This window comes from Legionella steigerwaltii (assembly GCF_001468065.1).
Taxonomy (GTDB): Bacteria; Pseudomonadota; Gammaproteobacteria; order Legionellales; family Legionellaceae; genus Legionella; species Legionella steigerwaltii.
On the sequence record NZ_LNYZ01000013.1, the window covers coordinates 215,834 to 228,972 of the forward strand.

A 13,139-nucleotide genomic window follows, 5' to 3' on the forward strand; every position below is an offset into this window, starting at 1 on the left:
GGTGCTTTGTAGCCTGGGTGCAGCGAAGCGGAACCCGGGATTAAGAAGTTCGTTCATCTTCAGAAATCCCGGGTTCCGCTTCGCTGCACCCAGGCTACATTGTCCTTTTTAATTTTAATATGTGAGTAGTTATGGAACAGCGGGATTATTATGAACTTTTAGAAGTAAGTCGAACTGCAAGTGATGCCGAAATTAAAAAAGCATATCGAAGATTGGCAATGAAGTATCATCCTGATCGTAATCCTGACGATTCTGCTGCTGAAGAAAAATTTAAAGAAGTTCAATACGCTTACAGCATTCTTTCTGACCCACAAAAGCGTGCGGCCTATGATCAATATGGACATGCGGGTGTTGATCCTTCCATGAGAGGAGGGCCTGGAGGTTTTGGTGGTTTTGGTGGTTTTGGCGATGTTTTTGAGGATATTTTTGAAAATATTTTTTCGGGCGGACGCGGCGCAGGACGACAATCTCGTGGTCAACGCGGTGCTGATTTGCAATTCAACGTCCAATTAACGCTTGAAGAGGCTGCTCTTGGTAAAGAAGTACAAATTACTGTTCCCAGACATGGTGCGTGTTCTACATGTAGTGGCAGTGGTGCTAAAAAAGGAACACAACCAAAATCATGTGAAACCTGTAATGGGATGGGACAAGTCAGAATCCAACAAGGCTTTTTCTCCATTCAGCAAACTTGCCCTAGTTGCCATGGTGAAGGAACAATTATTTCCGATCCTTGCCCAGATTGTCATGGTCAAGGCCGGGTACGTGAAAGCAAAAAACTTACAGTCAAAATTCCTGCTGGGGTGGATAACGGCGATCGAGTTCGTTTAAGCGGAGAAGGAGAGGCCGGCATGCATGGAGGTGGCCCAGGCGATCTTTATGTACAGGTCAGTGTAAAAAAACATGCCATATTCGAACGCTATGAAAATGACTTGCATTGTGAAGTCCCTATAAGTTTTATTATCGCAGCCATGGGTGGCTCTATAGAAGTACCAACTCTTGAAGGACGAGTTACTTTAAAGATCCCTGAAGAAACACAAACCGGTAAAGTGTTTCGTTTAAGAGGGAAGGGAATGAAATCCGTTCGTGGGCATGGTCAGGGTGATTTATTATGTAAGGTAGTAGTAGAAACCCCTGTGAATTTATCACGAGAGCAAAAAGAATTATTAACTAAATTTCAGGAATCACTGGAAAATGCTAAAGGAAAACATTCTCCGCGCTCCAATTCGTGGTTTGCAGGTGTGAAAAAATTCTTTGAAGACATGAAATTTTGAGCCAAGTAAGTTACAATTGCTCAAATTTACCCAAATGTGCATTTTTTGTGCTTAATGGCTAAAGGATTTGTAATCGTTTTGTAGCCTGGGTGAAGCAAAGTGGAACCCGGGTTTTCTGAAAAAAGTTCTCCGGGTTACGCTTCGCTGCACCCAGGCTACAGATTCGCCAAGCCTAAAAAAACACATTGAATAACTAAGTAGAGTAGATCCATGATGAACCAACCAGCAATTTTAGTATTAGCCGATGGCACCATTTACGAAGGTATTTCGGTAGGAGCAACAGGCGATTGTGTCGGCGAGTTGGTTTTTAATACTTCTTTAACCGGTTATCAGGAAATGCTCACGGATCCCTCTTATGCACGACAAATTATTACGTTAACAACAGCTCATGTAGGGAATACTGGATGCACTCATGAGGATATGGAATCAAATAAAATTTGGGCAGCGGGTTTGGTGCTTCGTAACTCTTCAATTATCCATAGTAATTATCGTGCTGAGCAGTCTCTTCCTGATTGGCTCAAAAAAAATGGTGTAGTAGCCATTGCCGGAATTGATACTCGAGATTTGACCTTACGTCTGCGAGAGCATGGTGCTTTGGGTGCTTGCATCAGTACTCATGTCGAGAACCCTGAGTTGGTTTTAGCAAAAGCACGCTCCTTTTCTGGATTGCAAGGCGTTGATTTGGCTTTAGAAGTTTCTAGAAAAACAATGGAACGATGGCATGATGGCCAAGGGGAATGGGGAAAAGGCTCGCAGCCTCAACAATTCCACGTTGTTGCTTATGATTTTGGGGTAAAGCACAATATTTTACGAATTTTACATGACAAAGGGTGTCACTTAACCTTAGTTCCAGCGAAAACATCAGCGGCAGAAGTTTTAGCACTGAATCCTGATGGGGTATTTTTATCAAATGGCCCAGGGGATCCACAGGCTTGTGATTATGCCATTCGCGCCACCCAAGAGTTTTTGGCACATAATATTCCTCTATTTGGCATTTGCCTGGGTTTTCAGATTTTAGCTTTAGCCTGTGGCGGAGTGACCAAAAAAATGAAATTTGGTCATCATGGAGCAAATCATCCAGTAATTGAAACTGAAGGAAAAAAACGTGTATTTATAACCAGTCAGAACCATGGATTTTCTGTGGATGAAGAGAGTTTGCCTGATTGTCTCGCGATCACGCATCGTTCTTTATTTGATAATACCTTACAAGGTATCAGACATAAGGAAAAACCAGCATTTGGCTTTCAAGGACATCCTGAAGCCAGCCCTGGCCCCCATGATATAGAAATAATATTTAATGAATTTATACAATTGATGAAATAGGATATATAAATTATAAAGAGGATTAACTAATGAATGAAAGTCACGTCTTTACTTCAGAATCGGTTTCTGAAGGACATCCTGACAAAATCGCGGATCAAATTTCTGATGCCATTTTAGATGCTATTTTAATGCAAGATCCCGCTGCGCGTGTTGCGTGTGAGGTGTTCGTTAAAACGGGTATGGTGTTAGTTGGTGGGGAAATTACTACCAAAGCCTGGGTGGACGTGGAAGCAGTTACGAGACAAGTAGTTAAAGATATAGGTTATAACAGTTCGCAAATGGGATTTGACTGGGAGTCTTGCGCAGTACTTTCTGCCATAGGCAAACAATCTCCTGATATTGCTCAGGGTGTGGATAATAAAGAAACAAAAATTCTTGGTGCTGGAGATCAAGGTTTAATGTTTGGTTATGCCAGTCGTGAGACTGATGTCTATATGCCTGCTCCTATTGCTTATGCACATCGTTTGATGGAAAAACAAGCTCATTTACGTAAATCAGGCGCATTACCCTGGTTACGTCCAGATGCCAAATGTCAATTAACCTTAAAGTATGAAAAGGGAATACCGGTTGAAGTGGACACCGTCGTGTTTTCTACACAGCATGCAGCTGAAATTGGATATAGTGATTTAGTTGAGGCGGTACGTGAAGAAATTATTAAAACAACGCTACCTTCCGAATGGTTGACTCCCAAGACACGATATTTTATCAATCCAACAGGTCGTTTTGTTATTGGTGGCCCTTTAGGAGATTGTGGACTTACTGGTCGCAAAATCATCGTAGATACTTATGGAGGTATGGCGCGACATGGGGGTGGATGTTTCTCTGGTAAGGATCCTTCTAAAGTGGATCGATCTGCAGCTTATGCGGCGCGACACGTGGCAAAAAACATAGTTGCTGCAGGATTAGCTGATAAGTGCGAACTGCAAATTTCTTATGCAATTGGTGTGGCTGAACCTACCTCAATTTTTGTTGAAACTTTTGGTACAGGTCGTTTAAAAGATAGTGAAATCATCGAATTAATTAATACTCATTTTGATTTAACGCCACAGGGCATTATTGAAAATCATGATTTGCTTCGTCCAATCTACAGACAAACAGCAACTTATGGCCATTATGGGCGTGAGAATTTTCCATGGGAACGATTGGATAAAGTGACGGAGTTACGTAAAGCCTTATAAGGAGATTCTAATGGAGCTAGTCAGTAAAGCAGGAGTAGGAAGCACTATGACAAAAGATTATAAAATAGCTGATATCTCGCTGGCATCTTGGGGACGCAAGGAAATCGCGATTGCTGAAACTGAAATGCCTGGATTAATGGCTTTGCGTGAAGAGTTTGCTGCAAGCAAGCCGTTAAAAGGTGCCCGTATAGCAGGTTGTTTGCATATGACCATCCAAACCGCAGTGCTCATCGAAACGTTAATTGCTTTAGGTGCTGAGGTTCGTTGGTCTTCTTGTAATATATTTTCTACTCAAGATCATGCTGCTGCAGCCATAGCTGCCAAGGGTATCCCAGTCTTTGCTTGGAAAGGTGAAACTGAGGAAGAATATTGGTGGTGTGTTGAGCAAACTCTAGCTGGACCGAATCATTGGACTCCTAATTTATTGCTGGATGATGGTGGTGATTTAACGCAAATCATACATCAAAAGTTTCCAGAGTTACTCTCAGGCATTAAAGGGGTTTCTGAAGAAACAACTACTGGCGTTGCACGACTGTATGAAATGGCCAGAAACGGTGATCTAAAAATCCCTGCGATAAATGTGAATGATTCAGTCACTAAATCCAAATTTGATAACATGTACGGCTGCCGTGAATCCTTGCTGGATGGGATAAAACGGGCTACTGATGTGATGATTGCAGGGAAAGTTGCTCTAATTTTAGGTTATGGAGATGTAGGTAAGGGCTGTGCGCAAGCATTACGTGGCCAGGGTGCGATTGTTTTAATTGCAGAAATTGATCCCATTTGTGCGCTTCAAGCTGCAATGGAAGGGTATCGTGTTGTAACTCTGGATGATGTTGCCGAGCAAGTGGACATCGTTGTTACTGCTACAGGTAATTATCATGTAGTGACTCATGAGCATATGAGGCGTATGCGTAATCAGGCGATTTTATGCAACATTGGTCATTTTGATTCTGAAATTGATGTACACAGTTTAAAGAAATACCAATGGGAAAATATTAAGCCACAAGTTGATCATGTCATTTTTCCTGATGGTAAGCGCATCATTCTTTTAGCAGAAGGACGTTTGGTCAATTTAGGTTGTGCTACAGGTCACCCAAGTTTTGTGATGTCGGCATCTTTTTCTAACCAAATTTTGGCGCAAATTGAATTATTTAAGAATGCTGCTCAATATGACCGACAGGTTTACGTTCTTCCTAAAGTATTAGATGAAAAAGTAGCTCGTTTGCATCTGGGACGAATAGGAGCAAAATTGACACAACTTACTAAGGAGCAAGCAGACTATTTAGGTGTGGCGATCAATGGTCCTTATAAATCAGATCAATATCGTTATTGATTGCGGTAAGGGAACGGCTGTATTTCTCGCACCTGCACTCAAATCCAGCTGTTCCTCAAGATTCGACAGTAGGTTGGGCCTTGGTGCCCAACATGACTGCACTCATTTGTTGAGCCAAGGCCAAACCTATCACCCACCCAGGCTACGCCGCTACCATCTTTCTGATTGCGTACTTTGAGTAAAATACTCAGCAAGCCTGCGTTTCGTTCCAGGACTCACCATCTCAGGTAAATTATCATACTCATACCAGGCCATTTGCTCAATTTCGTGGGAATAGGCTTCCACAGAGGTAAAATTTTTAATGATGAAGATCACAGGATAGTCATTTACTCCCAGATAGGTATGAAAATAAATCCCAAATAAGTGAGGCTCTTCCGCGGGAATTATTCCGACTTCCTCTTTTAATTCACGCAATAACGCTTCTTTTACTGACTCCCCTTTTTTTACGCCACCACCTGGTAAATACCAATGCGGTTGATAAGTGTGTTTTACCAAAAGGATTCGATTGTCATGATTCAAAATAATGGCGCGAGAACCTAGGGTTATTAAACCAAACAAAGATTGTAATTTGCGGATGCAACGTGTGGCTGATTTATAAAAAAGTGTTCGCAAGTCCATGAAAAATTTTTTAACACAAACAAATAGATAGATTCAGTATATAGAGCATCTCAGGAATTTCAACCGCCATTTTTTAAGATTAATACATTACGTATAGGAGTGTAACATTTTGGGATAAGTTTAATCTTGTTTTGCCCTATATCTTATAGCATACTGAATTGCGATGTATTTTATAAGGAGATTTTCGCATGTTTAAATCAGGGATTTTAGGTTTAGGTCTTTTATCTATAGTTCATAGCGTTTTCGCTTCACCAGAGCAAAATACAGTTCGAGTGATAATCAAATATAAAGAACAAATAACCAGCATTTCATCTTTAAAGTCACAAATAAAACAAGTGACCCAATTACCCGTAAAAGAATTTAATCCAATGGCAAATGGTGCTTTTTTATTGATTTTAGATGCAACAAACAGCTCCTTGGCAAAAGGAAATGATGAGGATGAAACATCCCTGATTTTGGAACGTCTACGCACAAATCCTCAAGTTTTATATGCAGTTAAAGACAGGGTGAGTTACTTTAAGCCAGTTCCTGATCCTGAAATTCTAGGTACAGGTGATTTATTATCCCATGAAAGCCAATGGGATGAATTTACTCGTCCTGCAGGAATTATGTTGGAATCTAAGCCCGGATTTAGAGATGGGGCTTGGGCTTATACTACGGGCTTTTCTAAAAAGCCAATAGTAGTTGCTGTTTTAGATACTGGAATTGCTTTAAATGATAGTTTGATCAATAACTTGGTTAAAGATAATGCCGGTAATTTATGGGGTTGGAATTTTGCAGGAAATAATAATAACTTAATCGATGAAACCCGCTCTTACCATGGCACTCATGTTGCTGGAACCATTGCGGGTTATGGAAGCGTCATGAACGGTATGGGCGAAGATCTAAAAATTCTTCCTTTAAAAATCCCCGCGGCTAATGGCATGTTTTATGAAAGTTCCGTCATTAATGCCATTTATTGGGCTGTAGGTGGCGAAGTTCCTGGAATTCCGACTAATATTCATCCAGCAAAAATATTGAATATGAGCTTTGGCGTGGATAGAGGGCCTAAAGACGAAATTGATTATTGTGACCAGGCTTTACAGGAGGCAGTCTTTTTTGCGCGCAAGAAAGGTGCGGTATTGGCAGTTGCTGCGGGAAATGACAACGTTTGGGAGCATTTTAATGCGCCTGCAATCTGTAATGGAACCATTAAAGTCGCGTCCACAGGCCCCGAAGGACTTAGGTCCTATTTTTCCAACTATGGTCCAAGTGTTACCTTAGCTGCCCCGGGTGGGGACAAGCGCTATGGCATTTGGGGAGGAATTTTATCTACAGTAAATCCTGGTGGTGGCTATAATGGCTCGGGTTTTGATTTTTATCAAGGAACCAGCATGGCTACGCCACATGTTGCTGGTGTTGCTGGATTAATTTTTGCCGCGAGTGAAAAAGTACTCAGTTCAGAACAAGTGGAACAAATACTGTATACAACAACACATGATTTTGGATTAAGCACTGATCCAAATAAATCGTGCGTGGGTAAAAAGCCTTGTGGGCATGGCATTCTGGATGCTGAAAACGCAGTTAAAGCAGCTGCGGCAGGCTATGATCTCGTCTTTTCTGCCCCCAAAATAGAACGTTTGGCAATTAAAGATTGCGGAAAGAACACACTGGCTCCTAGTAAAACGCGCATTGTTTCAGAAGATAGTATTTGGATACAAAATCATACCAATTGTGATGTTGTAGAGAGCTTCCAGAAGCCATACATAGAGCAAGATAAAAATGGAACGATTACTGCCCATTATGGTTCTGTAAGCTATCGATTGGATCAAAGTGCTTACAAATCATGCCATGTCATTGGTTATGATGGAGTGGGTTGTTATTTATAGCTTCATGGGGACGGTCCGGGACGGACCCCAATGTGTTTTGAACAAGTTGACTAATAATTAATGGGGTCCGTCCCGGACCGTCCCCAATGGGGTTCGTCCCGGACCGTCCCCATAGGCACTAGAAAAAAGGGCGTAAACGTTTCGCAGTGGCACGTTGCTCCAATTGTTCAGAAGAAATCTTGCTTGGTTGCGGTACAATGTAAGAAGGGTGAGGTTTATAAATGGAAGGCATTATATTGAGAACTTCTTCAGCCTGCTTTAAAAGAAGTTCTACTTTTTGTTCTACCAACTCAGTTTTATTAATTTTTTCATAAAGTAGTTTGGCCTCACCAATACCATTCAGTATCGCTTGGTAAAATTGAGAAATTGGTCCCCTAAGTGCGGCTATATGATCAAAAATGGGACCAATGGACTGATATTCTAGAAGCAGTGTTACATTTTCTTCAAGTTTCTTTATCAAATTTAAAAAGTGATTGTGTTGCGAAATCAGTTTTTGCATTCCTTTAATTAGCATATTCTGCTTGAGGTGTTTTCTTTGGTGATTTAACTCAAAAGTTAAATGGTCTTTTTGATATCGGTGGGCGATCTTTAATAAGGAATTAACAAGTAGAGAAAGCGCATGGAGTAATTGCTTCAAATCTTCATTCCCTAAAGCAAATGCAAGTCGATCAAAGTTCATTTTAGGTGAATGTCGGGGTTGAATGCCTAAAAGGAAAAGCACGTTTTGATCAATGCTTAGCAGAATAGCCAGAGCATCCTGACAACTTAAACGATACTGGAGAACTAATTGGATTGAATAAATGGTATCTTCCATAGAAGAGTCTTCTTCTGTAGGAGCGCTCAGTACTTCATGGAGAAGATTTTTTGATGATTCAATACATTTTGTCGCTTCATCCAGTAATTTTTTTAATTGCTCTATATCGATTTCGTTCATTATTTGCAATGCGCCACGTTGATGAATAAAAAAGCATCTTTATTATAATAATAACATCTGAATGAGCTTTTAAACTATACTTTAAAAATTAGGGTTATTTTCCATACAGTTATGAACGATAAGAAATTTGCGAACTTTGATGAGTTCTATCCTTTTTATCTCAATGAGCATAAAACAATAATGTGCCGCCGTCTGCATGTTATTGGAACTTCTCTGGCCTGCTTGTGTTTCCTTTTTTTCCTTATTACCTGGCATTGGTTATGGCTTATTCTGATGCTGGTAACGGGATATGGGTTTGCTTGGATTGGGCATTATGCCTATGAAAAAAATAAACCGGCAACATTTCATTATCCGCTATACAGCTTAATGGGGGATTTTGTCATGCTATGGCAGATTTTAAGTAGAAAATTAAAGTTCTAATTCTGGAGACTAAATATATTTCTGTATTTTTGAGCAAAATTAGTCTAAATTGCAATTAAATCTTTCGCATAAGGAGTGTGCCATGATACTTGAGAGTCCTGCATTCACCCATAATGCTTATATTCCTCAAGAATATACTTGTAATGGTGCTAACCATTCACCCCCATTAGTGTGGAAAAATGCACCAAAGAATACCCAATCTTTTGTTTTGATTATGGATGATCCTGATGCACCAATGGGATTATGGGTGCACTGGATTTTACTTAATTTACCTTCTAATTGTCATGAACTTAAAACAGGATCTGGCATTCCATCCCAAGCAATTAGTGCACGAAATAGTTGGAATAAAACTGGCTATGGTGGTCCTTGCCCCCCAAGTGGTACTCACCGTTATTTTTTCAAGCTTTATGCTTTAGATACCTTTTTAAATTTAGGCGAAGATGCGACGAAAAAAGAGATAGAAACCGCGATGCAAAATCATATTATTGAGCAGACTGAATTAATTGGAAGATACAGTCAATCGTCTTAAAGGGGGATTCTTTAATAAATTTGTAGCCTGGGTGTAGCGAAGCGAAACCCGGAGTTTTATACGCTTCTTAATCCCGGATTTCGCTTCGCTACACCCAGGCTACAAAAATTACAAAGCATCTTGCCTAATTAAAATCGGGCAATGGATAAACCACAACATTCTTCAGTTACGTTATTGAGATGCTCCACAACACTGCTTAGGCATCGAGTCAGTAAATATATTGGATTAAAAACAATTGCTGCAACAGCGGCACAAGTTGCAATAATTCCCATAGTAGCATCGACGACCGTATGGGCTGCACATGATTTAAATGAGGAACACGTACTCGAACTGGCCACAGACCCGGGGGCAAAAACGGCTAATAACAAAGCTGGTACAAGGAGTAATAAAGTAGCCGCCAAATAAAGAAAAGCTTTCAAAAAGAGCAACAATGCATTTACGCCTAACCAAATGGGGTTATGGAGTGGACGAACGAGTAAGTCGGTGAACTCACTTAGCTCATGAATAGGGCGAAAATAGGATGGATTTGGAATCGGAATTAACCTACTGTATTTATCTCTTAGGCTGGAGTGAGCACTCCAATGTGATTCTACTTTTGAAAAAAAACTGGCCATGACACATTATCCTTTTTTATTATTTTTTAGGGGCGTATCATGCCAATTAATAAAAAAAAAGAAAATACTTCGATTAAAAAATTAGTTGGCTTTTGAAAGGGATAGTCTTAATCCGGATTAGACTAAGTCTGGACCCGGATTCCAGGTATGTAAACGGACCTTGTTCCTATGAAGGAATTTTTCCACAAGCAATACGATCGCCACCGCCACCCAAGGGAGGATTATCACTATAATTATCCCCACCTGCATGAACCATAATGGCATGTCCCTTAATATCTGTAGTTTTTAAACGGGGTGCCAGTGTGGGAATATTTGCCATTCCATTACTGTCAACAACGAGTACAGGCAAATCACCCAAATGACCTTCGCCATATGGGCCAAGATGCTTATTGGTGTTTGCTGGGTCTAAATGAGCGCCTGCATTTTTAGCATGATCACCGCAGTCAGGATGTTGATGGATATGAAAACCGTGAATGCCTGCAGGAAGCCCCGTTAATTGAGGTTTAATCAGCAAACCATATTTGCTGTCTTCAAAAGTGACTTTTCCTATTGAAGCTCCATCAGCGGTAGCGACATCACTTGTTAGTGTGTCTGCAGCGGCTATTGATGCAATAAATAAGGCTAAAGCACCCATGATAATTTGTTCTTTTTGTTTGTTTTTCTTCATGGCTTAATCCTTTTTCGTGACAATTTTTCTATTCTAACATAGCATATTAGCAATGCATTATCTAAATATTGAATTTTAAAAACGTGAATAGTTATTGAAATGAATCACGTTAAAGGTTTGTTATTATGATTAAAAATTATCCTACACCTAATATCAGAACAGCGACATTAGAAGATGCGGAGGCTATAGCACAGATCCATATCTGTTCCTGGCAAAAAATGTATCGAGATTTCATTCCAGAAATTATATTACAAAACTTATCTTTAAAAGAGCGAACTCAGCAATGGTATGATTTGATAAACCAGGAAGTTAAAGTGCTAGTCATCGAAGTAAACAATCAAATCATAGGTTTTGCGAGTATTTGTCCTTTTCGTGATTTTAACGCAGACCAAACAATGGGCGAAATCAGTGCAATTTATTTGCACCCGGATTATTGGCGAATAGGTTTGGGTACTCAATTATGTATGGCTGCAATTTCTGAACTCGCGAACCAAGGATACAAAAAGATACTTTTGTGGGTATTTGAAGACAACATTCAAGCACGCAAATTCTATGATGCTTTAGGTTTTGAAGCCACAAGTTCAACCAAGTTAGAAGAGTTTTATGAGGGCGGGGCTTTGCTAAAAGAGGTTCTTTACCAGAAAGTCATTTAAGTTGTTGATTCGTGGTCCGGGCTAAAAAGCCCGGCAATCTATTGAATCATACGCAAGTATACCAATGGGGACGGATACCAATGTGTTTGAACAAGTTGACTAATAATTAGCAGAGTCCGTCCCGGACCGTCCCCCACTTATGTTCCGCAAAACGTTTGATGTACTCGTTCGTGAGGCAACGGCAAACACTGTAAGTTCTCGGTATTTTTTTGTTGCTGAAAAGGGTTTTTTAATACTGCCAAAAGAGCATCCAATAAGGTACTGTCATTGTCTTCAATAAATGCGTTAATTGCATTTTCAACTAAGTGATTTCTTGGGATATAAGCGGGATTCACCTGATTCATTTTAGTTTTTATTGTCAGGAGATCAACGTTTTGTTGTTTCAGGCAATTTAACCAGTCAGAAACCCACTGCTCACTATAAGGCTGATTTCCTAAGGCTTTGACTAAATCGTTCTGAGAGCGTCCACAATCAATGGATTGACTCATAAGACGAAAGGTATTTGTAAAATCCGGTTTATGTTCTTGTAATAATCCAAAGAAATTTTTAATAAGTTCCGTGGAGTTCGTATTTGCATCGGGCAAACCTAATTTTTCTCTTATTTTTTTGTTCCAGTATTGAGAAAAAAGCGCGTTAAATGAGTCGAGAATTTCTTGCAATTGTTGTGGTGCTTTGTCTTCTTCAAATAAAGGCAATAAAGTCTTACCAAACTGCGCTAAATTCCATTTAGCGATAGAGGCTTGATTTCCAAATGCATAACGGCCAGCGACATCAATGGAGCTAAATACGGTACCAAAATCAAATTCATCCATAAACGCACAGGGTCCATAATCAATCGTTTCGCCGGAGATCGTCATATTATCCGTATTCATGACTCCATGAATAAAACCTACACCCATCCATTCAGCAATAAGATGTGCCTGGCGGTCCACAACCTTTTTAAATAATTCAAGATAAGGACTTTCGCAGGATAAAAGTTCAGGATAGTGTCTTTCAAGAGCATAATTCGCTAGAGATTTTAGTAAGTGGTTCTCTTTTTGCGCCACAGCATATTCAAACGAACCCACTCGTAAACTACTGGATGCAACCCGAGTTAATACACCTAAAGGGACAGGTCCATTTTGTCGATAAATTGTTTCTTTACTTGCAATTGCGGCCAAACAACGGGTGGTTGGAATGTTTAGCCCATACATCGCTTCGCTGATTAGGTATTCTCTTAATACAGCAGAAAGCGGTGCTCTACCATCGCCCATCCGGGAAAACATTGTTTTTCCAGAACCTTTGAGCTGAATATCCCATCGTGCTCCATCGTGACTACGTATTTCGCCAAGTAATACAGCGCGACCATCCCCTAAAAGAGGAACATAGTATCCGAATTGATGCCCTGCATAAGCTAAGGCAATACTTTTAAGGTGCGAGGGAACAGAGTTTCCCGCATAAAAAGATAAGAGCTCTTCTTCATGAGCGGAAAAGGAATCTGGAGCACAAAGAAAAGCAGCTAATTCATGGTTGTATTTGACGAAATAAGGATTTGCGATCGGAGTTGGAGCGATCACTTCATAAAAATTAGGGGGTAATTTTAAGTAAGAACTGCGATGAATATAAGGAATCAAGTTGAGCCAATCCATAAAAATGTATATTAAAATGTTTAAAAAAAATCCTTCAATTTAAATAGCAATTAGAATTTTAAGGAAGCTAAATAACTATCTACCCATTTTGGCGGGAACG

13 protein-coding genes are annotated in these 13,139 nt (G+C 40.1%); 8 read left to right on the top strand and 5 right to left on the bottom strand.

What is annotated here, in order from left to right; translation table 11 throughout:
• The first annotated feature begins 131 nt into the window (after window positions 1–131).
• The 4 genes from dnaJ to ahcY all read left to right on the top strand — a co-directional run bounded on the left by dnaJ (window position 132) and on the right by ahcY (window position 5,108).
• Window positions 132–1,271 carry a molecular chaperone DnaJ gene (gene dnaJ, locus Lstg_RS08820; RefSeq protein ID WP_058477299.1) on the top strand — a complete coding sequence of 380 codons (1,140 nt, stop codon included), beginning with the start codon at window positions 132–134 and terminating at the stop codon, window positions 1,269–1,271.
• Window positions 1,272–1,481: 210 nt separating this feature from the next.
• Window positions 1,482–2,594, top strand: a complete 1,113-nt coding sequence (gene carA / locus Lstg_RS08825; RefSeq protein ID WP_058477300.1) for a glutamine-hydrolyzing carbamoyl-phosphate synthase small subunit — start codon at window positions 1,482–1,484, stop codon at window positions 2,592–2,594.
• A gap of 29 nt (window positions 2,595–2,623) precedes the next feature.
• A complete protein-coding gene (gene metK, locus Lstg_RS08830) occupies window positions 2,624–3,772 on the top strand; it encodes a methionine adenosyltransferase (RefSeq protein WP_058477301.1) in 1,149 nt (382 codons plus the stop codon).
• 10 nt (window positions 3,773–3,782) lie between these two features.
• Entirely contained in the window at window positions 3,783–5,108 is a 1,326-nt protein-coding gene (gene ahcY / locus Lstg_RS08835; RefSeq protein ID WP_058477302.1) for an adenosylhomocysteinase, read from the top strand.
• Between the two features lie 150 nt (window positions 5,109–5,258).
• On the opposite strand, the gene Lstg_RS08840 is transcribed toward ahcY, so the two are convergent.
• Entirely contained in the window at window positions 5,259–5,726 is a 468-nt protein-coding gene (locus tag Lstg_RS08840) for an NUDIX domain-containing protein (protein ID WP_058477303.1), read from the bottom strand.
• A gap of 188 nt (window positions 5,727–5,914) precedes the next feature.
• Here Lstg_RS08840 and Lstg_RS08845 point away from each other — a divergent pair, with 188 nt between their 5' ends.
• The gene (locus Lstg_RS08845) at window positions 5,915–7,594 is read left to right on the top strand and encodes a S8 family serine peptidase (protein WP_058477304.1); all 1,680 of its coding nucleotides are present in this window, start codon (window positions 5,915–5,917) and stop codon (window positions 7,592–7,594) included.
• A 118-nt stretch (window positions 7,595–7,712) separates the two neighbouring features.
• Here Lstg_RS08845 and Lstg_RS08850 read toward each other — a convergent pair whose 3' ends face one another.
• Window positions 7,713–8,528 (bottom strand): hypothetical protein, encoded by an 816-nt coding sequence (locus Lstg_RS08850; protein WP_058477305.1) that lies wholly within the window; start codon window positions 8,526–8,528, stop codon window positions 7,713–7,715.
• Window positions 8,529–8,639: 111 nt separating this feature from the next.
• Between Lstg_RS08850 and Lstg_RS08855 the strand changes: the two genes are divergently transcribed.
• Together Lstg_RS08855 and Lstg_RS08860 are read left to right on the top strand one after the other, a co-directional pair.
• Window positions 8,640–8,948 (top strand): Mpo1-like protein, encoded by a 309-nt coding sequence (locus tag Lstg_RS08855; RefSeq protein WP_058477306.1) that lies wholly within the window; start codon window positions 8,640–8,642, stop codon window positions 8,946–8,948.
• 82 nt (window positions 8,949–9,030) lie between these two features.
• A complete protein-coding gene (locus Lstg_RS08860) occupies window positions 9,031–9,477 on the top strand; it encodes a YbhB/YbcL family Raf kinase inhibitor-like protein (RefSeq protein ID WP_058477307.1) in 447 nt (148 codons plus the stop codon).
• A 128-nt stretch (window positions 9,478–9,605) separates the two neighbouring features.
• Here the strand turns inward: Lstg_RS08860 and Lstg_RS08865 are convergent, their stop codons facing one another.
• A complete protein-coding gene (locus Lstg_RS08865; protein WP_058477308.1) occupies window positions 9,606–10,091 on the bottom strand; it encodes a hypothetical protein in 486 nt (161 codons plus the stop codon).
• Between the two features lie 166 nt (window positions 10,092–10,257).
• A complete protein-coding gene (locus tag Lstg_RS08870) occupies window positions 10,258–10,758 on the bottom strand; it encodes a superoxide dismutase family protein (protein WP_058477309.1) in 501 nt (166 codons plus the stop codon).
• Window positions 10,759–10,883: 125 nt separating this feature from the next.
• On the opposite strand from Lstg_RS08870, the gene Lstg_RS08875 reads away from it, so the two are divergent.
• Complete coding sequence (locus tag Lstg_RS08875) at window positions 10,884–11,411, top strand: GNAT family N-acetyltransferase (RefSeq protein WP_058477310.1); 528 nt, start codon at window positions 10,884–10,886, stop codon at window positions 11,409–11,411.
• Between the two features lie 137 nt (window positions 11,412–11,548).
• On the opposite strand, the gene Lstg_RS08880 is transcribed toward Lstg_RS08875, so the two are convergent.
• Window positions 11,549–13,039, bottom strand: coding sequence for a protein adenylyltransferase SelO (locus tag Lstg_RS08880; RefSeq protein WP_058477311.1), 1,491 nt, complete (start codon window positions 13,037–13,039; stop codon window positions 11,549–11,551).
• Window positions 13,040–13,139 lie beyond the last annotated feature (100 nt).

What these genes read in the sequence shown, in the direction of transcription:
- dnaJ (WP_058477299.1), top strand. Translation starts at nt 132, where the DNA reads ATGGAACAGCGGGATTATTATGAACTTTTAGAAGTAAGTCGAACTGCA.
- carA (WP_058477300.1), top strand. Translation starts at nt 1,482, where the DNA reads ATGATGAACCAACCAGCAATTTTAGTATTAGCCGATGGCACCATTTAC.
- metK (WP_058477301.1), top strand. Translation starts at nt 2,624, where the DNA reads ATGAATGAAAGTCACGTCTTTACTTCAGAATCGGTTTCTGAAGGACAT.
- ahcY (WP_058477302.1), top strand. Translation starts at nt 3,783, where the DNA reads ATGGAGCTAGTCAGTAAAGCAGGAGTAGGAAGCACTATGACAAAAGAT.
- Lstg_RS08840 (WP_058477303.1), bottom strand. Translation starts at nt 5,726, where the DNA reads ATGGACTTGCGAACACTTTTTTATAAATCAGCCACACGTTGCATCCGC.
- Lstg_RS08845 (WP_058477304.1), top strand. Translation starts at nt 5,915, where the DNA reads ATGTTTAAATCAGGGATTTTAGGTTTAGGTCTTTTATCTATAGTTCAT.
- Lstg_RS08850 (WP_058477305.1), bottom strand. Translation starts at nt 8,528, where the DNA reads ATGAACGAAATCGATATAGAGCAATTAAAAAAATTACTGGATGAAGCG.
- Lstg_RS08855 (WP_058477306.1), top strand. Translation starts at nt 8,640, where the DNA reads ATGAACGATAAGAAATTTGCGAACTTTGATGAGTTCTATCCTTTTTAT.
- Lstg_RS08860 (WP_058477307.1), top strand. Translation starts at nt 9,031, where the DNA reads ATGATACTTGAGAGTCCTGCATTCACCCATAATGCTTATATTCCTCAA.
- Lstg_RS08865 (WP_058477308.1), bottom strand. Translation starts at nt 10,091, where the DNA reads ATGGCCAGTTTTTTTTCAAAAGTAGAATCACATTGGAGTGCTCACTCC.
- Lstg_RS08870 (WP_058477309.1), bottom strand. Translation starts at nt 10,758, where the DNA reads ATGAAGAAAAACAAACAAAAAGAACAAATTATCATGGGTGCTTTAGCC.
- Lstg_RS08875 (WP_058477310.1), top strand. Translation starts at nt 10,884, where the DNA reads ATGATTAAAAATTATCCTACACCTAATATCAGAACAGCGACATTAGAA.
- Lstg_RS08880 (WP_058477311.1), bottom strand. Translation starts at nt 13,039, where the DNA reads ATGGATTGGCTCAACTTGATTCCTTATATTCATCGCAGTTCTTACTTA.